Source organism: Brevundimonas sp. (genome assembly GCF_965227765.1).
Lineage (GTDB): Bacteria > Pseudomonadota > Alphaproteobacteria > Caulobacterales > Caulobacteraceae > Brevundimonas.
Genome location: NZ_OZ245778.1, coordinates 2010574 through 2031654, shown reverse-complemented (window position 1 = coordinate 2031654; position 21081 = coordinate 2010574). Strand labels below are relative to the sequence as shown.

Genomic DNA, 21081 nt, shown 5'->3' with positions numbered 1-21081 from the left:
CGTCGCAGGACAGTCGACTTTCGCCCCTTCGATCACAAACCAGATTGTCTTTGTCGCGCTGATAGGATTTCTACGGGCATGGCCAGACCGCTTCTTCCCCTCAACGCCCTGCGCGCCTTCGAGAGCGCAGCGCGGAATCTGAACTTTTCACGCGCCGCCGACGAGCTGTCGGTCACACCCGGCGCCGTCAGCCAGCAGATTCGCTTGCTGGAGGACATCGTGGGAGGGCCTCTGTTCAAGCGCGAGGCCAAGGGTCTGCAACTGACCGACCTGGGCCGCGCCGCCGTGCCCCTGCTGCGTGAGGGCTTCGAGCGGCTGATGGACGCCTCGGCCCTGCTGCGCGAGCCGCCGCGCAGGAAACAGGTCTCGATCAGCGTGGCCCCGTCCTTCGCCTCGAAATGGCTGATGCCGCGCATGGACGATTTCCACGCCGCCCATCCGGAGGTCGAGGTCTGGATCTCTGCCGACATGGAGCCTGCGGCGCTGGGCGAGGGCAAGGCGGACCTGGCCGTGCGCTATGGTCCCGGCGACTATCCCGGCCACGTCTCCGAACGGCTGATGACCGAGACGGTGCTGCCGGTCGTGGCTCCGCAACTGATGGCCTCTGGCAAGCCGATCCTCAAGCCCGCCGATCTGATCCACCACACCCTGCTGCACGACATGTCCGAGGACGGCGACGCGGGCCGCCCCGACTGGGCCATGTGGCTGAAGGCGCGCGGCGTGCGCCATCCCGATCCGCGCCGCGGCTCGCGCTTCAACCAGGCGTCGATGCTGATCGAGGCGGCCGAGGCGGGGCGGGGCGTGGCCCTGGCCAAGCGGACCCTGGCCCAGGCCGATCTGGCGTCGGGCCGGCTGGTGGCGCCCTTCCCGGACGGGTCGGAGGCCGTGGGCTTTGCCTATTATGTCGTCCTGCCCAGGGACCGGCCGCCGTCGCCCAGCGCTGCGGCCTTCGTCGCCTGGCTGAAACAGCAGGCGATCCACCACGAGAACAGCATGGGCGAGCTGTAGCGGCGGCTTCTTGCTTTCGTCGTCCTCCGGGCCGCGAAGCGGAACCGGGGGACCCAGCGGCGCCGAAGGCGATCTGTTCACGCCGGATGGTGGAAGCGATCTTGTGCGCGACAGCTTCCTGCTCGCGCAGGCCGCTGGGTCCCCCGGTCTGCGCCGCGAAGGCGCGGCTTGCCGGAGGATGACGAACGCGGGTGCGCGGTTGTTTACGCCGACTGCAACGCCCGCAGGGCGCGGACGCGGGCGTCGTCCTGCATCAGGTTGGGACGCATGGGACCGTGCAGGACGGTGGGCATGGCGCTTTGCTGGTCGCCAGCGGGCGTGACTAAAAAGCCGTTGCGGGCCAGGGCCTCGCCGGTCGCGCGGCGCGAGGTCCAGACGGCGATCAGGGCGGCCAGCAGCAGGGGCATGACGATCGGCACGAAGAACATGGCCAGGTCGGGACGGAAGGCCAGGGCGGCGACAAAGCCCAGGCCCACGGCCATCTGCCAGCGCATGGCGCGCAGGGCGTCGCCCCAGCTGATGCCGTCGGTGTCGCGTTCCTGGGCGTGCCAGCCGGCGTCCTGACCGCACAGGATCTTGAGGATGGCCTTGGTGTTGGCGACCATCAGGATGGGGGCCAGCAGGGCCGACATGGTGATCTCGGCGGCCATGCCCTTGAGGATCTGGCGACCGCCGCCGAAGGCGCGACGCTCGCGCGGACGCGACAGGACCAGGACGGCGCCCATGATCTTGGGACCGATCAGCAACACCCCGGCCAGCACCGAGGCCAGCATGAAGGGCGTGAACTGGGGCTTCAGGAAGTAGAAGAACGAGGCCCAGTCGATTGGGTAGTAGAGCTGGATCACCAGTCCGGTCACCAGTGACGCGAACCACAGCGGCGAGGCGACATAGGACAGGATGCCCATGAACAGTTGCAGGCGGCTCATGCCCGTCAGGCCGCGTGCGCCGATCAGGGCGGCGTGCTGCAGGTTGCCCTGGCACCAGCGGTGATCGCGGCGGATGAAGTCGGTGATGGTCGGCGGGGTTTCCTCGCACGAACCGTCCAGGGCGGCGGTGACGTGGACGGCCCAGCCGGCGCGGCGCAGCAGGGCGGCCTCGACGACGTCATGGCTCATGACGTGACCGCCGAAGGGTTTGCGGCCCGGCAGGTGCGGCAGGCCGCAGGCCTCGGCGAAGGCGCGGGTGCGCAGGATGGCGTTGTGACCCCAGTAGGAGCCCTCGGAACCCGTCCACCAGGCCAGGCCGGCGGCGGCGACGCGACCGTACAGGCGCACGCTGAACTGCGACACGCGGGCGAAGGGGGTCTGGGCCTTGACGATGGTCGGGGCGGTCTGGATCAGGCCGATGCCCGGATTGCGCTCCATGGCGTCGACCAGACGCAGGACGGTCTCGCCGGCCATGGTCGAATCGGCGTCGAGCACCAGCATGAAGTCGTAGGCGGCGCCGAAGCGACGGGTCCAGTCGGCGATGTTGCCGGCCTTCTTTTCCACGTTCTCTTCGCGGTGACGATAGAAGGCGTTCGAGTGGGCCCGCAGGCGGAAGGAGGCGAAGGCGGACTGTTCGGCCAGCAGGGCTTCCAGCTTGTTGGTGTCGGACAGCACGAACAGGTCGAAGGCTTCGGTCACGCCCAGGCGGGCCAGACCCGCGTCGATGGCCGCCAGACGGGCCAGGGCCGTGTGCGCGTCCTCATTGTAGAGCGGCATCAGCAGGGCCGTGCGCGTGGTCGGCGCCGCCGGATGGGGCGCGAAGGCCAGGTCTTTCTGCTCGCGGTTGGTCATCAGCACCCACAGGCCGATGGCGGCGTTCGAGAACCAGCAGCCGATCGAGGCGATCAGCACCAGGAACAGGCCAAAGGCCGTGATTTCCAGCCCATCCCAACCCTTGCGGCCGTACAGGATGAAGGGCGCCACGGCGGACAACAGGGTGATGAGGGTCGTCAAACCCGCCAGCACCAGACGGCGCCGGCCCACATCGGCCGGGGCGGTGGCGGTCGGGCCGGTCATCGCGGCGTGATCGGGGGCGACGTGGAGATCCTGGATCGCCATGTCCAGCGGCGCATCAGCAGGCAGCCAGCTGTCTGCGGGGAAATCCACCGCATCAACCAGAAAGTCCTCGCGACGCATGGCCAGGCTATTCATCGGCGTATCGATTTCCCCGAAAAGTCCGCCCGCAAAGACGGGAGCGACGTGCGGACTACTGCATTGCAGCATGAACGCATTTTCGTGAAAATCAATCACGCATCTGTGATCTGCCCGTGTTTTTTTACAGGACGGGGCTCTCGCTCTCGTGAGCATGGGCTCGGAGGCGACGTCCCATAACATAGGCGGCGATGCCGACCCAGGCCACCAGGACGAGGGCGTAGGCCCTTTCCCACCACCCGACATTGGCGTCGTTCACCGTGCCCGGAAAGACCATGTGGTGGGTGGTCAGGGTCAGGGCCGTCATCACCACGACGACGACGATCAGGAACAGTTTGAAGAGCGGGAAGTCCTTGCGCCCGCGCAGGCCCCACAGCAGCAGCAGGGGCGCGAACTGGATTCCCAGGGCCAGATTGATGGCGGTGTGGCGCGGATCGGGCCAGGGAAAGACGCAGGCCAGCGCAAGGCCGATGGCGGCCAGGACGAACACCACGGCCGTCAGGCCGCCGGTGACCCGCGCCTCGCTCAGCGCCACGATGGCCAGGCCGAAGCCGACGCCTGCGACCGCGGCCATCAGGGCGGCGATGAAGACGCCGACGTTGAAGATCATCGGATTGGTCGCCGACGCCCCGCCCAACTCGCTCAGGTACTGGCTCGCATTGTCGAAGCCCGGATAGGCCAGGATGGCGATCCCCACCGCGCTGACGGCCAGAGCGGGCGCCAGGGCACCGACGCCCAGCAGCAGGCGACGGCGGCGGTAAAGCGGCGGGTTGGGCGCAGCGGGCAGGGGACGCAGACCCCAGATCGGCCTCAGGATCGGAATCCGACGCACGATCTCGTAGATCAGCAGACTGCCGCCCAGAGTGATGGCGATCAACAGCGGCGGCTCGACCCAGATCGACAACCCGGCCGGCCGGATCAACCACAGGGCGACGACCAGAATGGTCTGGTGCGCTAGGTAGCAGGTGAAGACCGCGTCGTTCAGATAACGCAGCACGGGGCCCGATGTCTGACGCAGGTATTTGCTGGCGAACCCCAGCATGGCCGAGATCACGGCCCATTGGTCGATGGCCACGATCAGGTTGCGAGGCGCACCGAGGAAGGCCCCGCCGCCGGGATGCCAGACCTGCAGCATCATGACGGGCAGGGCGCAGGCGCCGACCGCGACCCCGACCCATCGGAAACGCTCCAGGTCGCGCCAGATGCTCTCCTGGCGCACGATGAAGAAGCCGAACAGGAAGGCGCCCAGGGATAGCAGGTGGTTGTACCAGTCCCAGAAGATGTAGTTGGTGATCCCGAACATCGGGAAAAGCAGGACGCGGATCACGATCAGATAGACCACCGGGATGATCAGCACCCGCCAGCCGCTCAGCATCGGCCCGATGCGGGCGTCGACGGCGGCGATCCAGGCCGGGCGGTTCAGCAGGCCGACGACAACGAAGCTATAGACCGCGATATAGACGACAAACCACAGGTGGTTCAGCGGCACGCCGTTCGACAGGCCGCGCGGACTGAATTCGTGCCACAGCCAGGCCAGATAGCCGCTCGAGAAGCCGCCCTTGTCCATCGCCTCGATCCACGACTGGATCGACACCAGGACCAGAACCCCGAAGATCAGCGGCGGACCCAGCCGGGCGATGCGCAGCCGGGCCACCTGACGCGGGGTCTTGCGGTCGGTCATGAAGCGGACGGCGCAGCCCGACACCAGAAACAGCAGGGTCAGCCGCCAGGGATTGGTGACCAGCACCGCCTCGCGAATCCACTCCAGCGTATGGGCCGAATGGACGTGCCAGTCATAGGGACCGTAGGCGAGACCGACGTGATAGACGATCAACAGACCGAACGCCCCGATCCGAAGCCAGTCGAGGTCGTTCCTGCGTGTCGATACGGGTGAAGCGGAGGTCACGGCCTCCCTATGGGGGAGGCGAGCGGGGCTGTCCACGCTGGGTTGCCTCCCAGTAAGTCCTCATTCCGCTCATCCCGACTTTCGCCGGGATGAGCGGAGGTGGTGTTAGCGTTGCGCGTCCCAGTAGCGCACGGCGTCCGCATCGCGAGCACTCAGCTCGGGATAGTCAGCGTCCGAGCCGACGTCCGGGACACGCCGCCAGGAACGGGCGCATTTGGGATGATCGGCTAGATTGACCTCGACGACGGGGGCGTCGCCGCCGACGACCAGTTCGGCGCCCGAGGTGCGGAACACCTCGGCGGCGTCGAGGCCGTCGAACGGGGCGAAGGCTTCGGCAGGCGCCGTCACGGTCGGCCAGGCGTCCAGCGCCCCGCCGATGGTCTTGGCGCGCCGCGATTCCTCAAGCTTCTCGTTGACCACTTCCAGCAGGGACTGGACGCCGGCCCAGCGCTGGGCCTCCGCTGCATTGCGCCACTGATCCGGCGTCTGGGGGATCACCCGCGCGCAGTTAGTCTCCGCGTCCGGGAAGCGGGTCGTCCAGGCCTCTTCCATGGTGAAGGGGGTCAGTGGGGCCAGCCAGGCGGTCAGGCGCATGAAGACTTCGTCCATCACCGTGCGGGCCGCGCGACGGCGGATCGCGTCGGGGCGGTCGCAGTAGAGGCTGTCCTTGCGGATGTCGAAATAGAGGGCCGACAGGTCGTTGGAGCAGAACTCCAGCACCGGCCGAACGACATCCTGGAAGCGATACTCGGCATAGGCCTTGCGGACATGGGCATCGAGTTCATGCAGGCGGTGGAGAATGAACTTCTCCAGCGGCGGCATCTGCTCGTAGTCGGTCAGCCGCTCGGCCTCGTCGAAACCTTCCAGCGCGCCGAGCAGATAGCGGACCGTGTTCCTCAGCTTGCGATAGGCGTCGACCGTGGTCTGCAGGATCTGTTTGCCGATCCGCTGGTCCTCGGAATAGTCCACCAGGGCGACCCACAGGCGCAGGATGTCGGCGCCGGATTCCTTGATGACAACCAGAGGGTCGGTGGTGTTGCCCTTGGACTTGGACTGCTTCTCGCCGTTTTCGTCCAGGGTGAAGCCATGGGTCAGGACGGCCTTGTACGGCGCACGGCCGCGCGTGCCGCAACCTTCCAGCAGGGACGACTGGAACCAGCCGCGGTGCTGGTCCGAACCTTCCAGATAGAGGTCGGCGGGCCAGTGGGTCGGACGGTCACCGACATAGCCGTTCTCGGGCAGGCGCGGGTCCAGAGTGAAGGCGTGGGTCGAGCCGGAATCGAACCAGACGTCGAGGATGTCCTCGATCTTTTCGTAGCGGTCGGCGTCATGGCCGCCCAGGAAGTCGCTGTCCGGCGCGGTGAACCAGATGTCGGCGCCATGCTCGGCTATGGCGGCGACGATGCGGGCGTCGACGTCATCGTCATGCAGCGGCTGGCCGGTTTGCTTGTCCATATACATGGCCAGAGGCGTACCCCATGCGCGCTGGCGGCTGACCAGCCAGTCGGGACGGCCCTCGACCATGGAGCGGATGCGGTTGCGCCCGGCCTCGGGGTGGAAGTCGGTATGGTCGATGGCCTTCAGCGCCGTCTCGCGCAGGGTGTCGCCCGACTTCAGGGGCTGATCCATGCGAATGAACCACTGGGGGGTGTTGCGGAAGATGATCGGCGCCTTGGAGCGCCACGAGTGCGGATAGGAATGCTCCATCCGGCCGCGCGCCAGCAGCGTCCCCGCCGCGATCAGCTTTTCCATCACCGCGCCGTTGGCGGGGCCGAACTTGCCGGTCTTCTTGCCCTCGGTCTCCAACACCTTGAGGCCGGCGAACAGGGGGACGTGGTCGTAATAGGCCCCGTCGGGATCGACGGTGTCGGGCACTTCCTTGTGGCCGTGCGCCTTCCAGACCTCGAAGTCGTCGGCGCCGTGGCCCGGCGCGGTGTGGACAAAGCCCGTACCCGCGTCGTCGGTGACGTGATCCCCGGACAGCAGGGGCACAGAGAAGCCATAGCCGGGATCGAGCGCAGCCAGAGGGTGGGCGCACTCCAGCCCCGACGGATTGATGGCGTCGATACGGGTCCAGGCGGCGATCTTGGCGGCCTTGAACACGTCTTCGGCCAACTTGTCGGCGACGATCAGGCGGTCGCCCGCCTTGGCCCAGGGTTCGAACTCCAGCCCCGTCTCCATCGCCTGGACCTCATAGAGGCCGTAGCTGATCTCGGGGCCATAGGAGATCGCCCGGTTGGCCGGGATGGTCCAGGGCGTGGTGGTCCAGATGACGATCGAGGGCGTCGCGTTGCGGAAGGCCAGAAGGTCGTCGTCATGGTCGTCGGACGCGGCGATGACCGGGAACTTGACCCAGATCGTGGGCGAGACGTGGTCGTGGTACTCGATCTCGGCGTCGGCCAGTGCCGTGCGCTCGACGGGCGACCACATGACCGGCTTGGAGCCACGATACAGCTGGCCAGAGTTCTTGAACTTGTGGAACTCGGTAACGATGGCCGCCTCGGACGCAAAGTCCATCGTGGCATAGCGGTTCGCGAAGTCGCCGGTGATGCCCAGGCGTTTGAACTGGTCGCGCTGCAGGTCGATGTATTTGCCTGCGTATTCGCGGCAGGCAGTGCGGAACTCTTCCTTGGAAACCTCGTCCTTGCGACGGCCCTTGGCGCGGAACTGTTCCTCGATCTTCCACTCGATCGGCAGTCCGTGGCAGTCCCAGCCGGGCACATAGTCAACGTCGTTGCCGAGCAGGAACTGCGACCGGACGACGAAGTCCTTCAGCGTCTTGTTCAGCGCATGGCCGATATGGATGTCGCCGTTGGCGTAGGGCGGGCCGTCGTGCAGCACATACAGAGGCGCGCCCTGGGCCTGACGGGTCGCGCGCAGGGTTCCGTACAGGTCGCCCCACTGTTCGATGATCAACGGCTCCTTCTGCGGCAGGCCGCCGCGCATGGGGAAGGGGGTCTCGGGCAGGAAGACCGTCTCGCGGTAATCGCGGGCGGCGGGAGCGGTGGAGGTGTCGTCGGCCATGCGGAAAAGTCTCGGCGTCTTGGGGTGATCGTTCGCGGTGTCTCGATTTGGGCTTCGGCAGGCGAAGCAGTCGATCCCAGCGTGGGCGGGGCTGAAGTCAGCCCACGGCGCTACGCCGGGCGGCTAATCGAAATCGGGCGAATAAGGACGCGGACGGTCATGGTTGGCGTTGTCTAGCAGAGCCAAAGGCCGATGCGCCAGCCTTGGCGGTGGATCGGATGCTTGTCAGTTCGGGGCGCGGGCCGGATAGTCCGGGCAGAGCCGGAGGAAGCCATGCGTCTCATCCCGATCATTGTTGCGGTAGCCACCATTTCCGCCTGTTCCGACCAGACGGCTCAGCCCGCCAAACCGCCGGCCGCCGAGACCTCGCCGCCTGGACGCCAGGCAATCTATGCTGCGGCGGGGACGACGCCCGAAGCCTTCGTCCGCGCCCTGTACGCGCCGTTCGTGGCTGGAGGGCCGCGCGAGGCCCCGCCCGCGCCAGGTCAGGACCCGATCTATACCCGGATGATGAACGCCACGATCGGCGCCGACTTCCGCATCGCCAAGGGCGAGGTTCCGTCGCTGAACTACGACCTGATCTGCGGCTGCCAGGATCAGGGGGTCTTCACGCTCGATTCGGTCGTGGTGACCCAGGGCGGGACCAATGCGGCGGACGCGGCCGTGGTCTTCACCAACGCCGGCGAGACCACCCGCCAGACGCTGAAGCTGCAGCGCGAGGGCGGTAACTGGAAGGTGGACGACATCGTCGGCGCCGACGGCAAGTCGGTGCAGGACGAGACGATCAAGCTTATCGAGGCGGCGGGGGGCTAGGGTTTCAGCACGGCCCTGGCAGCCTCCGCATCGGCGTCGATCTGGACCTTGAGGGCGTCCAGGCTGTCGAAATTCATCTCGCCGCGCAGCAGGGCGACCAGTTCCGTCTCGACCGTCTGGCCGTAGAGGCTCTCGTTGAAATCGAACAGCCAGACCTCGAGCAGGGGCTCCTCGATCTCGAACATGGGACGGACGCCCAGGTTGGCGACGCCGTCGATGACGCGACCATCCGGCAGACGGGTGCGGGTTGCGTAGACGCCGTAGGCTGGGCGCATATAGCCGCCCAGTCGCACATTGGCCGTCGGCACGCCTATGGTGCGGCCTCGCTTCTCGCCGTGAACGACCTCGCCTGCGATGGCGAAGGGGCGGCCCAGGATGACGGCGGCCCGGTCCATGTCCCCGGCCTTCAAGGCCTCTCGCACGGCGCTGGACGACAGTTTCAAGCCGTGGGGGTCGTCGTGGCGGCTCACCCTGGAAACGGTGAAGCCAAGGCCTTCGCCTTGGGCGGCCAGGGCCTGGGGCGATCCGGTCCGGCCCTTGCCATAGGTGAAGTCAAAGCCGACCGCCGCGTGGCGAATGCCCAGGCCGGTGTGGAGAACCTTTTCAGTGAAATCCGTGTCGCTCATCGCCGCCATCTCGGCGTCGAAGGGCAGGACATAAAAGCGTTCCACGCCCAGCGGCTCCAGCGCCCGCGCCATCTGGTCGAGGGTCATCAGGCGAAACGGCGCCGCGTCCGGCTGGAACCAGCGTCGCGGATGCGGGGCGAAACTGACCACGCCCAGCGGCGCACCGATCTGGTCGGCGACGACTTTCGCGGCAACGATGACGGCCTGATGCCCACGATGGACGCCGTCGAAAGCGCCGATGGCGACGGCGGCGCCCTTCGAGGTGTCGGGCAGGTCGCGCCAGTCGCGGATGACCTGAATGGTCATAGAATCAATCCTTGGACGAAGTCTCAGTCCTTGGCGGGACGGCGGCGGCGAGGGACGCGGACGGTCGCCTCGCCGTCCATGATCATGTCGTCGCCGACATAGCCTTCGCATTTCAGCACGACGCGGGCGCTGACCTCGTCCACGGACGAGACGGTGATTCGGGCCACGACTACGTCGCCGATACGGACCGGCTTATGGAAGGCCAGGGTCTGGCTCAGGTAGATGGCGCCGGCGCCGGGCAGGATGGTGCCGACCACGGCCGAGCCGAAAGACGCACTGAGCAGGCCGTGGGCGATTCGCCCGCGATAGGCCGTCTTGGCGGCGAAGGCTTCGTCCATGTGGACAGGGTTGAAGTCGTCGGACGCCTCGGCGAACTGCTGGATGCGCTGTTCGGTGATGGTCACGGGCTTTTCGGCGACCATGCCGACCGAAAGCTCTTCAAGGATATAGCCGCCCGAGGGGTGTGGTCCGGTAATCATAGGGGGGTGTTAGCCGGGCTGCGGCGATTTGGCGATAGTCACCACTTCAGATCGAGCGCGGCATAGCGGGCATAGGTCGTCTCGGCCTTCAGCAGATCGGCGGCCAAGGCCGGGTCCAGACGGCGGTCTGCACCTTTTGCAGCGTCGCCGTGGATGCCCTGGGCGATGAACAGGCAATCCAGGCCTTGCTGGTTTGCGCCCAGGACATCGGTGATCACTCCGTCGCCGATGCACAGAACGCGCGAACGGTCTGGCGCTCGGCCCAGCAGGCGCTCAGCCTCAGTCATCGCCAGGTCGTAGATGGGGGCGAAGGGCTTGCCGGCCATGGTCACCCGTCCGCCCAGGTCTTCGTAAAGGTCGGCCAGGGAGCCGCCGCAATAGATGATCTGGTCCCCACGCTGGACGATGCGATCGGGGTTGGCGCAGATCAGCTCCAGCCCCCGCTCGGCGGCGGGCGTGAGGCGATCACGATAATGTTCGGGCGTCTCGGTCTCATCGTCGATCATGCCGGTGACGGAGATGAAGGCGGCGTCTTCGGCGTTGGTCGCCAGATCCAGCCCCAGACCTTCGTACAGGACCATGTCACGGTCCGGACCGATGATCCAGACCGGGCCGGGCGCCCGCTTGGCCAGTTCGGCGCGGGTGGCGTCGCCGGAGGTGACGAAGGCTTTCCAGCTTTCGCGCGGCACGCCCAGGCCGTCCAGCTGGGCGACGACGTCGGAGGCGGGGCGGGGCGAGTTGGAGATCAGGACGACGTGCCCATTCTCGCGGTTGAACCGCGCCAGGGCCTCGCAGGCCTCGGCCCAGCTTTCGCGGCCGTTGTGGATCACGCCCCACACGTCGCAAAGCAGGATGTCATAGTCGGCGGCGATCTCGGAGAGACCGTTGAGGGCGTGGGGCAGGGTCATGGCGGCTGTCTAGCCGGTCTCCCTGCCTGGGTGAAGCGGCCCGGGTGAAGGCGGCGGTTCGGAACGGCCACGCTGGTTGGGGAGTTGAGGTCGCATCGGATCTGGAGAGACACACCATGCGCAAGATGATGATCGCCGGCGTCCTGGCCGCAAGCACTGCGGCTATGGCGGCCTGCGCCACCAACGGCGGATACGCCTCACAGTGCGAGCGCGACTATGCCGTCAACCGCGAGCGGGCCACCGCTTCCGGGGCGCTTCTGGGTGCGGCCATTGGCGCGGCTCTGGCCGGCAGCGGTGATCGCGAGAAGGGCGCCGCCATCGGCGCGGCAGCGGGCGGGCTGCTGGGCAATCAGTTGACGGCGCGGGAAGACCCCTGCGGCTATGGCTTCGGCGGCTATAACAACGACGGTCGCTACGGCTATGACCGAGTGCCGCGCCGCGGCGACTACGGCTACTACTGAGGATCAGGCGTAGCGGCGGCGCTTTTCGGCGCTGAGCAGGGTCGAGCGGACGAAGTCGGCAGGCGGGTCCGTCTCGGCCAGCACCTGTTCCTTGATGGCGCGGGGCTCGCCGAACAGATGGCCCTGTCCCATGGCGATATCGAGTTCCAGGATGTCGACGATCTGGCGCTCGGTTTCGCATTTCTCGGCAATCACCTCGATGCCGTATCGGCGGGTCAGGCCAGCGAAGTCGGCGGCCTGAATGTCGCGCAGGGACGGAATGGGCGAACCCCCGTCCAGGTCCAGAAGCTGTTCGATCAGCAGGTCGGCCGCCACCTTCACGAAGCGCACGTCCGAACGTTGCAGGTCGGCGAAGTTCAGGTCCAGTGTTTGAACCTTGTCGATGGAGAAGCGGAAGCCCAGGTCGGCCAGCCGCGCCATGTTGCGGGCCTCGACCGCGCCGCGCGCGTCGAAGGTCGCCTGGCCCAGCTCGAAGATCAGCGCCTGGTTCAAATCGCGGTTCTCGGACAGGAAGTCGAGGAACTGCGGGAAGAAGGTCTCATCGCCCAAGGAGGACAGGGCCACGTTGCAGAAGACCCCGACCTTGCGGTCCTGGCGGGCCAGCCGGCGCACGATCTGGGCGCAACGGAACAGAAGCAGGTTGTCGATGGCGGGCACCAGACCCTCGCCCTCGGCGACCGACAGGTATTCGGCGGGCATCATCACCCGGTCGGTGGAATCGCGCAGCCGAGTGAAGCTCTCGTAGAAGATGGTCCGCCGCTGCGGCAGGCTGACGACGGGCTGCAGATATAGGTCGACGCGGTTCTCGCTGAGCGCGTCGTGGACCGTCTTCAGCAGAAGGTTCGACTGCTGGTGGCGGCGAGCGTCAGGACTGTCGGGCGCGACCATGGGCGTGACCGTGAGCCGTTGCTCGATCGATTCGCTCATCTGCTGGATCAGGTCTTCCAGGATACGGACCTCGCCGGTCAGTTCCTCGGTCCGCGTCAGCGCGCCGGCCTCGATGGCGTGGGCCAGTTCGGTCATCGCGCCCTGGGTGGTTTCCATGACCTCGGCCAGCAGGCGGTGCGCATCGCGGACCTGAGCGATCTCGGCCTTCAGGGCATGACGCCCAGCGAGGCCTGTGGCCACGGCGTGGATCGCCGCCAGCAAACCGAGGGTCCCCAGGCTCGCCGCCACGCCGGGGCCGAGGCCAAGACCAGCCCGCCACAGGAAGGCGCCGACCGTCATCGCCAGGAAGACGTATCCAAACGCCAAAAATCCGGTTGTCAGTACGCGCATGGCCGCCAAACTGCGGAACGAGAGGCCGTTCCCGGGTGGAATCGCTCGAGTATCGGGGTAACCTTGAGTCGCCGCTAGTGCCCTTGGCCGATCAGTGCCGGAAATACCGCCCGGATGACGCCGGGTCACCGTTGTCGCCACCCGTCGCGGCGCCGTAGGGGTCGTTATCGGCAATCGCGGGCGACAGACCCGCATCCCCGGAGAGACGACGCATGGAACTGTTCGACCTGACCGGCAAGGTCGCCGTCATCACCGGGTCATCGCGCGGCATCGGCCTGTCCATCGCCCAGCGACTGGCCGAGCACGGCGCGCGGGTGGTCATCTCGTCGCGCAAGGCCGGCCCCTGCGACGAGGCGGCCGCGGCGATCAATGCGAAATACGGCGAGGGCCGCGCCATCGCCGTGCCCGCCAACATCGCCTCGAAGGAAGACTTGCAAAGACTGACAGACGAAACCCTGGCTGCATTCGGACAGATCGACATCCTGGTCTGTAACGCTGCGACCAACCCCTATGCCGGGCCGATGGCGGGCATCAACGACGAGCAGTTCGGCAAGATCCTTCAGAACAACGTGGTCTCCAACCACTGGCTGATCCAGATGGTCGCGCCCCAGATGCTGGAGCGAAAGAACGGCTCGATCATCATCGTCTCGTCCATCGGCGGCCTGCGCGGCAACGCCCTGATCGGCGCCTACAACATCTCCAAGGCCGCCGACATGCAACTGGCCCGCAACCTGGCGGTGGAGTGGGGGCCGTCGAACATTCGGGTCAACTGCATCGCCCCCGGCCTGGTCCAGACCGACTTCGCCAAATACCTGTGGGAGAACCCCGACCTGCTGAAGCAGGTGACCGAGCCGGCGCCCCTGAAGCGGATCGGCCAGCCCGACGAGATCGCCGGCGCCGCCGTCTATCTGGCGTCGCCGGCCTCGGCCTATATGACCGGCCAGACCCTGGTGGTGGACGGCGGGATCACCATTGCCTGGTGATCGCGACAATCGCCCCGTCAATGCCAAGCCGGGCAGCGCCAAGCCGGTCAGTGTTCTGGGCGAGGTCGGCGTCTGGCGCGACCTGAGATGGCGGCTGGAGGCGCTGGCCTTCTCTGGGCTGTTCGCCCTGCTGCGCGCCCTGGGCGTCGAGAGGGCCTCGGCCTTCGGCGGCTGGGTGCTGCGCAAGCTGGGGCCGCTGACGGGGACGCGAAAGACCGTGGCCCGCAATCTGCGTATCGCCTTCCCGGATCTGGACGCCGAGGCGCTGGCGGCGCTGACCGAGGCGCAATGGGATCAGACGGGGCGCACCTTCGCCGAACTGGCCGTGATGGATCGTCTGACGCCCGAGGGCGGACGGATCGACGTCGTCGGCCTGGAGCGGCTGCACGCCATACGCGACAGCGGTCGGCCCGTGGTGTTCGTCTCGGGTCACCTGGCCAATTTCGAGGTCATGGCGGCCGTGATCCTGGCGGCGGGGGTGCCGTGCCAGGTGACCTATCGCCCGACCAACAACCCCTATGTCGATCAGATCATCCGCAGCAGCCGCGAGCGTTACGGTATCAGGATGTTCGCGCCCAAGGGCGGGGACGGCGCCAAGGAACTGCTGGCGGGCCTGAGCCGAGGCGAGTCCGTGGCCCTGCTGAACGACCAGAAATTCTCGGAAGGCCCGGAGGTCACGTTCTTTGATCAGCCGGTGAACGCCGCGCCGGGACCGACCCGTCTGGCCCTGAGGTTCGGGACTGTCCTGTTGCCCATGTCGGTGGTCCGGCTGCCGGGCGTGCGGTTCCGCGTCACCGCACATGAGCCGATCACGGTCGAGAACACTGGCGACCGGCCGGGCGACATCCGTCGTGGCGTCCAGGCCGTGACCACCTTTGTCGAGGATCGTGTGCGCGAACGGCCCGAGGACTGGTTCTGGGTCCACAAGCGGTGGCCCGAACGGGTCTATGCGGCGCTGGGTTCCGCGGACGCAGCGTCCGAAGCCGGAGCGTCCTGAGCCTGGGGGTCTGACGACCGGCGCATGAGGCCATTGTATTTCGCGGGCTTCAGCCGCCGCCGGTCCGGGCCGAAATAGCCCTCGGTCTTCACGAAGGCGCGGGGGCGAATGATGACGGCCTGGATGCGGTCGAACAGGGCCTTGGCCGTGATCGGCTTGGCCACGAACTCGTTCACCCCGGCGTCACGCGCCTCCATAACCCGGCCCTTTTCCGAGTGGCCGGTCATCATGATGATGGGCAGGTAGGGATTGCCGCTGTCGGGGCTGTTGCGCACCAGCCGGGTAAACTCGACCCCGTCCAGCGGGAACATATTGAAGTCAACGATGGCCAGGTCGGACGGATGCTCGCGCAGGGAGTGAAGCGCCATGGCGCCGTCCGAAACCTCGCGGATGTGCCGAACGCCTGCCGACTTCAGGATCGCGCCTGTGATCGCCCTCATGTGCTGGTTGTCATCGACCAGCAGGATGTTCAGCGAATGGAGCGATGACATGAGAGCCCAGGGCAGAGTGCCGTGATCCGGCAGGCGTATTGAAACTACGGCGTTTTCACGGAGCGGTCCATCATCCCTCATTCCGTCAGGTCGCCAAGGCGGACAATCTTTTTGAGTGTGCTTCCGCGGCTATGGTCGGCAGGGTTCTAAGGTGCGCCAGCGCCGACCATCAGGGATGGGGCCAGGTTGCGGTCGCGCCATTTCATCCGCCAGCAAAGGTGCGGCCCGGTGGCGCGGCCGGTCGCTCCGACGCGGCCGATGATCTCGCCCTGCGCGAGCCGCTGGCCTGCGCTCACGTCGATGCGGGACTGATGTAGGTAGGCGGTGATCAGGCCCTGGCCGTGATCGATCAGGACAAGGCCGCCCTCGAAATGCATGCTCGGTCGGGCGAAGGCGACCGTGCCTGCGGCGGGGGCGCGGATCGGCGTGCCGGCGGGCGCGGCCAGGTCGATGCCGTAGTGGGGCCGAGCGGGCGTGCCGTTCAGCACCCTCTGACTGCCCCACAGGCTGGTGACGCGATAGGCGTCCAGCGGCCAGGCGAAGCCGTCCTTGAAATCGTCGGCATCGACACGGCTGGCGAAGCCCTCCGCCTTCATCTCCACCTCGCGCGCGATCCGGGCCAGCAGCTCCGGGTCGGAGGGTGTGACCGTGGCGGGTGGCAGGCCGTTGATGCGGGTCGAGGGAAAGGTCCCGCGCGCGATGTCGAGCGTGCGCGCGGCACGGGCGGATGGGCTGCGGGCCTCGATGCGGACACTGGCCGGGGCGTCCCGGTCGAAGCCGACGACGAACAGGCCGCGCTGTGAGGCCGTGGTCAGGGCCTCGCCGTCAACGAAGATCAGGGCGCGGGGCCAGGTCTTGCCCATGGCGTAACCGCCCTGAATCAGTCGGCCATTGAGGACGAGGTCGTTGGATTGGTTCTGCGCATGGGCGAGGCCGGCCATCAGCGTCGATCCGGCGCCGACCATCACGCCCCGCCGGGTGTTTGTCACCCGGCTGGACCCGATCCGGCAACCATCCGCGTCAGGGCCTCGGCCGGACTGGCGTAGGGCTCCTGAAGCTCGGCCGACCAGTAGCGCAGGCCTTCGAGCGGGATCGGCCGCTGGCTGACGGCGCAGATCACAAAGGCGCCGGGTTTCAGTACGGCGAACTCTCCGTCGCCATAATGGAGGGTGGCCGGGGCGGCGGAGGAGGGGTCGTGAGCGTTCATGGGCCAAGGATAGCGCGGCTCGCGCGGTGGCGCGAGACCGGCGTAGGCTGTTCACGCAGGCGTCAGCTGTCTGCCCGAGGGTTTGCCCACTGGCGGTTCGCGTTTGCCGATGCGGCGAAGCGGCGGCCTCGCCCTTGCGATCCCGCGTCCGCCGATGCGTGATGGCGGCTTGGCTGGAGGTCTGCCCGTGTTTCGCAAATGGATGGGTCGTGCGTGTCTGGCTGTGCTGACGCTTGTGTTGGCGGCGGTCGTTGCAGGCGTGGGTGTCGCCTGGCTTCAGGGACGCCACACGCCTCAGGGGCGGCCTGAATATGTCGCGCTGGGCAGTTCTTTTGCGGCTGGGGCGGGGCTGGGTGCGCTCGAACGGGGCAGTCCGCTGCTGTGCGCCCGAAGCGTCAACGGCTATCCCCAGCAGCTGGCGCGGATGCGAGGCCTGGCCATCATCGACATGAGTTGCGGCGGGGCGGTGACCCGGCATCTGCTGCACGGGGGACAGGTCTTCCAGGGTCCGCAGATCCGGGTGATCGACGCCCACACCCGGCTGGTGACCTTGACGGCGGGAGGCAACGACATCGGCTATGTCGGGGACCTGTCCCTGCTGGCGGCGCGCGACTCTGACACGGTGTTTGGCTGGCTGGTCCGGACGCTGTGGAAGGGACCAAAGGCGCCTGGCGAGCGCGACTATGCCGGGCTCGAGGCCCAGTTGACCGAGACCCTGCGCGCCGTTCGCGCCCAGGCGCCCGAGGCCGTCGTGGTCGTGGCCACCTATCCGACCCTGTTGCCGAGTGCTGGAACCTGCGCTCGGATCGGGCTGACACAGGCAGAGGCGGATCAGATGCGTCAGGTCGGCGACCAACTGGCCGCAACGACCCGCGCGGCGGCAAAAACGGGCGGCGCCATCCTGGTCGACATGCACGTCCTCGGAGCCGGGCATGACCCCTGTTCTGCATCCCCCTGGACCAACGGTTGGATCGAGGTGAAGGGCGGCGCCTTCCACCCCACTCTTGCGGGCGCGGAGGCGACGGCGCAGGCGATTTCCGCCGCTCTGAATGCGGCGCAGGCATCTGGCGCCCGTTGACCTAGAACAGGTCGCCCTGGTCGATGGACGGCGGCCTGGCGCGCGGCGGGGCCGGCTTGGGCTTGGATGCCGGAAGAGGCGCAGCCTGCCTCGCGTCACTGTCGCCGCCATCGACATGGGCACCATGGGCGCCGTCGGGGAAGACGAGGGTGATGGCCTGACCGGCCGTCAACTCGGCGGCGCTGGCCACCATCCGGCCCTCGGCGTCGTCGATGCGGGCGAATCCGGGCTTGGGCCGCTTGGGATCGAGGCTGGTCAGGGCGCGGCTCAGGGCGGCGAGCCGGGCCTCGGCCCGTTCCAGCGACTGAGGCACGGGCCGCGACAGGCGTGCCGACACGCTGTCGAGGCGAGAGACGCGCTGGTCCAGGCGACGATGGATCGGGTCCAGCGACAGGCGGCCCGCCACTTTCAACAGCCGACGCTCATGCACGGCGGCGTTGGCGCCCAGGGCCGCACCGAGGCGGGCGGATTGGCCCTCCAGACGTGCCGTGCGCTGTTCGATGGCGCGCTCCAGCAGGGCCGGGGCGAATCGGCCGCCCACCGTGACCAGGCGGCGGTGATGCAGGTCGGTGTTTCGCGTCAGACCCGAAGCCAGGCGGCTGGCGGCGTAGTCGAGCCGTTGTTGGGCCACGGCGACCAGTTCCTCTGGCCGGGCGGGCAGGCCGCGCGCGACGGCCCGCAGCCGCGTGCGACGGTCGTCCAGCAGCCTGGCCCCGGCCCGGTCCAGCCGACGCTCCATGTCCGAAACCGCGAAGCGCAGGTCGCTGAGGACCGGGGTGGCGATCTCGGCGGCGCCCGTGGGGGTCGGCGCGCGGCGGTCGGAGACGAAGTCGATCAGGGTGGTGTCGGTCTCATGCCCCACGGCCGAGATGATCGGGATGGTCGCGGCCGCCACAGTGCGGGCCAGGCCCTCGTCGTTGAAGCACCACAGGTCCTCTACCGAGCCGCCGCCGCGCGCCACGATCAGCAGGTCGGGGCGCGGGATAGGGCCGCCCGGCGTCATCGCATCGAAGCCCTTTATGGCCTTCGAGACCTGGCCACAGGCGGCGTCGCCCTGGACCACCACGGGCCAGACGATGACATGGCACGGCCAGCGCTCGGCGATGCGGTGCAGGATGTCGCGGATCACGGCGCCGGTCGGACTGGTGATGACGCCGATGGTCGTGGGGAAGGCGGGGATGGGCTTCTTGCGCGCGCCCTCGAACAGGCCTTCGCCGCTGAGCTTGACCTTCAACCGCTCCAACTGGGCCAGCAGGGCGCCGGCCCCGGCGGCCTCCATGGATTCGATGACGATCTGATAGGAGGACCGGGCCGGGTAGGAGGTGATCTTGCCGGTGACGATGACTTCCAGGCCGCTTTCCGGCTGGACGCCCAGACCGCGCACCGCGCCCTTCCAGACCACGCCGTCGATGGCCGACTTGTCGTCCTTCAGCGTCAAATAGACGTGGCCAGAGGCGTGGCGGTTGACCTTGGAGATCTCGCCCCGCAGCCGGACATGGCCGAACCGGTCCTCCAGCGTGCGTTTCAGGGCGAACGAAAGCTCGCTGATCGACAGCGGCGGGTTGTTGTCCCGCGCGGGTGCCACAGCCTCTGCTGGGCCTTCGAACACATAGGAGTCGTCTGACATGGCTGCAGACTAGCGCGGAGAAGCATTGGCGGGAACGGCGCCAACGGCGAGCCGTTCGTCTTTCATGGCCGCTGACCCTCCCGGAACCGATCCCGCAGACCAGAACCCGCGAGAACGCGATCTTCAGCGCCGCAGCGACGGACCTGCTGTCAGTCCCTGGCTGATTATCGGCCTGATCCTGATGGCCGGGGCGCTTGTCTATGCGGTTTCGGCCCTGCTCTAGGCGGCTCTTGCCAAGGCCCGCTTGACCAGAGAGGCCATCACGGCCATTCCGCGCCTATGAACATTCTGCTCGTCGGATCGGGAGGGCGCGAACACGCCCTGGCCTGGAAAATCGCCCAGTCGCCGCTGTGCCGGCGGCTCGTCATCGCGCCCGGCAATCCGGGCATGGAGAAACTCGGGGAGCTGCGCGGCGATGTGAAGGCCGATGACGCCGACGGGCTCGCGGCCCTGGCGCGCGAAATTAAGGCGGATCTGGTCGTGGTCGGGCCTGAGTTGGCGCTGGCGGCGGGTCTGGCCGACCGACTGGCGGCGGCGGGCATCCCCTGTTTCGGCCCCACGGCCAAGGCGGCGCAGCTGGAAACCTCCAAGGCCTTCTCCAAGGCCTTCCTGGAACGCCACGAAATCCCGACGGCGGGATACGGCGTCTATGACCAGGTCGCCGACGCCAAGGCCGCGCTCAGCGTGTTCAAGCCTCCCTATGTGATCAAGGCCGACGGTCTGGCCGCTGGCAAGGGAGTGGCCATCAGCCCCGACAAGCGTGACGCCGAGGCCGAGATCGAGCGGATGCTGGGCGGCCGGTTCGGCACCGCCGGCGCCCGCGTCGTCATCGAGGAGTTCATGGACGGCGAGGAGGGTTCGCTGTTCGCCCTGTGCGACGGCCAGCGCGCGGTGCTGTTCGGCGGCGCCCAGGATCACAAGCGCGCCTTCGATGGCGACACCGGCCCCAACACCGGCGGCATGGGCGCCTATTCGCCCGCGCCCGTTTTCACGCCAGAGATGGTCGAGATCGCCGACCGCGACATCGTCCAGCCGACCCTGGCCCATATGGCGGCCGAGGGTGCGCCCTATCGCGGGGTCCTTTACGTCGGGCTGATGTCGACATCGGAAGGTCCCAAGGTCGTCGAGTTCAACGCCCGATTCGGCGACCCGGAATGTCAGGTGCTGATGATGCGCATGGCGGGGGACATCGTGCCGGTGTTGCTGGCCTGCGCGCGCGGCGACGTCTCCAAGGTTCCGGCCCCGGCCTTCAAGCCCCAGACGGTGATCTGCGTCGTGATGGCGGCCAAGGGTTATCCCGACAGCCCGCTGGAAGGCTCGATCATCCGCGGCGCCGAGCAGGATTTCGGTCCCCATGTGCAGGTCTTCCACGCCGGAACCAAGCGTCGTCCCGACGGTCAATTGGTCGCCGCAGGTGGTCGTGTGCTCAGCGTCTGCGCCGAGGGCGACGACATCGCCCAGGCCCGCGAGCGCGCCTATGCGGCGGTCAGGAAGATCGACTGGCCGGGCGGTTTCAGCCGCTCAGACATCGGCTGGCGGGCGCTGGAGCCGCGCTGACGTTCATGTTATGGTCCTGTCATGGGCCAGCCTGCGATTGATCCTGAAGACGAACCCGACATCTTCGACATCCCCGACGATGCCGCGGATGAGGCGTCGACTCTGCGAGGTCTGGCGGACTTCGACGCGGGTCGCGTAATCAGCCATGAAGCCGTCAAGCGTTGGCTTTTGTCCTGGGGTACCGACAATCCTCT

20 protein-coding genes are annotated in these 21081 nt (G+C 67.4%); 8 read left to right on the top strand and 12 right to left on the bottom strand.

What is annotated here, in order from left to right; genetic code table 11:
- Positions 1-78: 78 nt before the first annotated feature.
- The gene (gene gcvA, locus ACO05L_RS09855) at positions 79-1008 is read left to right on the top strand and encodes a transcriptional regulator GcvA (protein WP_421729003.1); all 930 of its coding nucleotides are present in this window, start codon (positions 79-81) and stop codon (positions 1006-1008) included.
- A 203-nt stretch (positions 1009-1211) separates the two neighbouring features.
- Here gcvA and mdoH read toward each other — a convergent pair whose 3' ends face one another.
- From mdoH to ileS, 3 genes are all read right to left on the bottom strand, one after another.
- Positions 1212-3146, bottom strand: coding sequence for a glucans biosynthesis glucosyltransferase MdoH (gene mdoH, locus ACO05L_RS09850; protein ID WP_421729002.1), 1935 nt, complete (start codon positions 3144-3146; stop codon positions 1212-1214).
- Positions 3147-3270: 124 nt separating this feature from the next.
- Complete coding sequence (locus ACO05L_RS09845; RefSeq protein WP_421729001.1) at positions 3271-5052, bottom strand: acyltransferase family protein; 1782 nt, start codon at positions 5050-5052, stop codon at positions 3271-3273.
- A 105-nt stretch (positions 5053-5157) separates the two neighbouring features.
- Entirely contained in the window at positions 5158-8076 is a 2919-nt protein-coding gene (gene ileS, locus ACO05L_RS09840) for an isoleucine--tRNA ligase (RefSeq protein ID WP_421729000.1), read from the bottom strand.
- A gap of 273 nt (positions 8077-8349) precedes the next feature.
- On the opposite strand from ileS, the gene ACO05L_RS09835 reads away from it, so the two are divergent.
- Entirely contained in the window at positions 8350-8889 is a 540-nt protein-coding gene (locus ACO05L_RS09835) for a DUF3828 domain-containing protein (protein WP_421728999.1), read from the top strand.
- Here ACO05L_RS09835 and ACO05L_RS09830 read toward each other — a convergent pair.
- The 3 genes from ACO05L_RS09830 to ACO05L_RS09820 are packed head-to-tail and all read right to left on the bottom strand — an operon-like array spanning position 8886 to position 11208.
- Positions 8886-9821, bottom strand: coding sequence for a bifunctional riboflavin kinase/FAD synthetase (locus ACO05L_RS09830; protein WP_421728998.1), 936 nt, complete (start codon positions 9819-9821; stop codon positions 8886-8888). The genes ACO05L_RS09835 and ACO05L_RS09830 overlap by 4 nt on opposite strands.
- Before the next feature lie 23 nt (positions 9822-9844).
- Positions 9845-10297: a MaoC family dehydratase gene (locus tag ACO05L_RS09825; RefSeq protein WP_421731668.1), complete on the bottom strand. Its 453-nt coding sequence runs from the start codon at positions 10295-10297 to the stop codon at positions 9845-9847.
- A 41-nt stretch (positions 10298-10338) separates the two neighbouring features.
- The gene (locus ACO05L_RS09820) at positions 10339-11208 is read right to left on the bottom strand and encodes a TIGR01459 family HAD-type hydrolase (protein ID WP_421728997.1); all 870 of its coding nucleotides are present in this window, start codon (positions 11206-11208) and stop codon (positions 10339-10341) included.
- 116 nt (positions 11209-11324) lie between these two features.
- Here ACO05L_RS09820 and ACO05L_RS09815 point away from each other — a divergent pair, with 116 nt between their 5' ends.
- Positions 11325-11669 carry a glycine zipper domain-containing protein gene (locus ACO05L_RS09815; RefSeq protein WP_421728996.1) on the top strand — a complete coding sequence of 115 codons (345 nt, stop codon included), beginning with the start codon at positions 11325-11327 and terminating at the stop codon, positions 11667-11669.
- Between the two features lie 3 nt (positions 11670-11672).
- On the opposite strand, the gene ACO05L_RS09810 is transcribed toward ACO05L_RS09815, so the two are convergent.
- Together ACO05L_RS09810 and ACO05L_RS09805 are read right to left on the bottom strand one after the other, a co-directional pair.
- A complete protein-coding gene (locus tag ACO05L_RS09810) occupies positions 11673-12947 on the bottom strand; it encodes an EAL domain-containing protein (protein ID WP_421728995.1) in 1275 nt (424 codons plus the stop codon).
- A 91-nt stretch (positions 12948-13038) separates the two neighbouring features.
- On the bottom strand, positions 13039-13161 hold the full coding sequence (locus ACO05L_RS09805; RefSeq protein ID WP_421728994.1) for a hypothetical protein: 123 nt from the start codon (positions 13159-13161) through the stop codon (positions 13039-13041).
- Here ACO05L_RS09805 and ACO05L_RS09800 point away from each other — a divergent pair.
- A complete protein-coding gene (locus tag ACO05L_RS09800; protein WP_421728993.1) occupies positions 13160-13930 on the top strand; it encodes an SDR family NAD(P)-dependent oxidoreductase in 771 nt (256 codons plus the stop codon). The genes ACO05L_RS09805 and ACO05L_RS09800 overlap by 2 nt on opposite strands.
- 55 nt (positions 13931-13985) lie before the next feature.
- A complete protein-coding gene (locus tag ACO05L_RS09795) occupies positions 13986-14927 on the top strand; it encodes a lysophospholipid acyltransferase family protein (RefSeq protein WP_421731667.1) in 942 nt (313 codons plus the stop codon).
- Here the strand turns inward: ACO05L_RS09795 and ACO05L_RS09790 are convergent.
- The 3 genes from ACO05L_RS09790 to ACO05L_RS09780 form a co-directional block, all read right to left on the bottom strand.
- Positions 14876-15418 (bottom strand): response regulator, encoded by a 543-nt coding sequence (locus ACO05L_RS09790; RefSeq protein WP_421728992.1) that lies wholly within the window; start codon positions 15416-15418, stop codon positions 14876-14878. The two genes, ACO05L_RS09795 and ACO05L_RS09790, sit on opposite strands and share 52 nt — an antisense overlap.
- Positions 15419-15564: 146 nt before the next feature.
- A complete protein-coding gene (locus tag ACO05L_RS09785; protein ID WP_421728991.1) occupies positions 15565-16407 on the bottom strand; it encodes a M23 family metallopeptidase in 843 nt (280 codons plus the stop codon).
- Positions 16404-16625 (bottom strand): DUF2093 domain-containing protein, encoded by a 222-nt coding sequence (locus ACO05L_RS09780; RefSeq protein ID WP_421728990.1) that lies wholly within the window; start codon positions 16623-16625, stop codon positions 16404-16406. The genes ACO05L_RS09785 and ACO05L_RS09780 overlap by 4 nt, the downstream gene beginning before the upstream one ends.
- A gap of 187 nt (positions 16626-16812) precedes the next feature.
- Between ACO05L_RS09780 and ACO05L_RS09775 the strand changes: the two genes are divergently transcribed.
- Positions 16813-17703, top strand: coding sequence for an SGNH/GDSL hydrolase family protein (locus ACO05L_RS09775; protein WP_421728989.1), 891 nt, complete (start codon positions 16813-16815; stop codon positions 17701-17703).
- Position 17704: 1 nt separating this feature from the next.
- Here the strand turns inward: ACO05L_RS09775 and xseA are convergent, their stop codons facing one another.
- Positions 17705-19330 carry an exodeoxyribonuclease VII large subunit gene (gene xseA / locus ACO05L_RS09770; protein ID WP_421728988.1) on the bottom strand — a complete coding sequence of 542 codons (1626 nt, stop codon included), beginning with the start codon at positions 19328-19330 and terminating at the stop codon, positions 17705-17707.
- 64 nt (positions 19331-19394) lie between these two features.
- Between xseA and ACO05L_RS09765 the strand changes: the two genes are divergently transcribed.
- The gene (locus ACO05L_RS09765) at positions 19395-19553 is read left to right on the top strand and encodes a hypothetical protein (RefSeq protein ID WP_421728987.1); all 159 of its coding nucleotides are present in this window, start codon (positions 19395-19397) and stop codon (positions 19551-19553) included.
- Between the two features lie 56 nt (positions 19554-19609).
- Positions 19610-20887 carry a phosphoribosylamine--glycine ligase gene (gene purD, locus ACO05L_RS09760; protein WP_421728986.1) on the top strand — a complete coding sequence of 426 codons (1278 nt, stop codon included), beginning with the start codon at positions 19610-19612 and terminating at the stop codon, positions 20885-20887.
- The last annotated feature ends 194 nt before the right edge of the window (positions 20888-21081 follow it).

Bases quoted from the DNA above. Each gene is read 5' to 3' on its own strand.
- ACO05L_RS09765 (WP_421728987.1), top strand. From the start codon at position 19,395: ATGGCCGCTGACCCTCCCGGAACCGATCCCGCAGACCAGAACCCGCGA.
- ACO05L_RS09790 (WP_421728992.1), bottom strand. From the start codon at position 15,418: ATGTCATCGCTCCATTCGCTGAACATCCTGCTGGTCGATGACAACCAG.
- ACO05L_RS09815 (WP_421728996.1), top strand. From the start codon at position 11,325: ATGCGCAAGATGATGATCGCCGGCGTCCTGGCCGCAAGCACTGCGGCT.
- ACO05L_RS09810 (WP_421728995.1), bottom strand. From the start codon at position 12,947: ATGCGCGTACTGACAACCGGATTTTTGGCGTTTGGATACGTCTTCCTG.
- purD (WP_421728986.1), top strand. From the start codon at position 19,610: ATGAACATTCTGCTCGTCGGATCGGGAGGGCGCGAACACGCCCTGGCC.
- mdoH (WP_421729002.1), bottom strand. From the start codon at position 3,146: ATGAATAGCCTGGCCATGCGTCGCGAGGACTTTCTGGTTGATGCGGTG.
- ACO05L_RS09805 (WP_421728994.1), bottom strand. From the start codon at position 13,161: ATGCGTCGTCTCTCCGGGGATGCGGGTCTGTCGCCCGCGATTGCCGAT.
- ileS (WP_421729000.1), bottom strand. From the start codon at position 8,076: ATGGCCGACGACACCTCCACCGCTCCCGCCGCCCGCGATTACCGCGAG.
- ACO05L_RS09800 (WP_421728993.1), top strand. From the start codon at position 13,160: ATGGAACTGTTCGACCTGACCGGCAAGGTCGCCGTCATCACCGGGTCA.
- ACO05L_RS09835 (WP_421728999.1), top strand. From the start codon at position 8,350: ATGCGTCTCATCCCGATCATTGTTGCGGTAGCCACCATTTCCGCCTGT.
- ACO05L_RS09780 (WP_421728990.1), bottom strand. From the start codon at position 16,625: ATGAACGCTCACGACCCCTCCTCCGCCGCCCCGGCCACCCTCCATTAT.
- ACO05L_RS09830 (WP_421728998.1), bottom strand. From the start codon at position 9,821: ATGACCATTCAGGTCATCCGCGACTGGCGCGACCTGCCCGACACCTCG.
- ACO05L_RS09820 (WP_421728997.1), bottom strand. From the start codon at position 11,208: ATGACCCTGCCCCACGCCCTCAACGGTCTCTCCGAGATCGCCGCCGAC.
- xseA (WP_421728988.1), bottom strand. From the start codon at position 19,330: ATGTCAGACGACTCCTATGTGTTCGAAGGCCCAGCAGAGGCTGTGGCA.
- gcvA (WP_421729003.1), top strand. From the start codon at position 79: ATGGCCAGACCGCTTCTTCCCCTCAACGCCCTGCGCGCCTTCGAGAGC.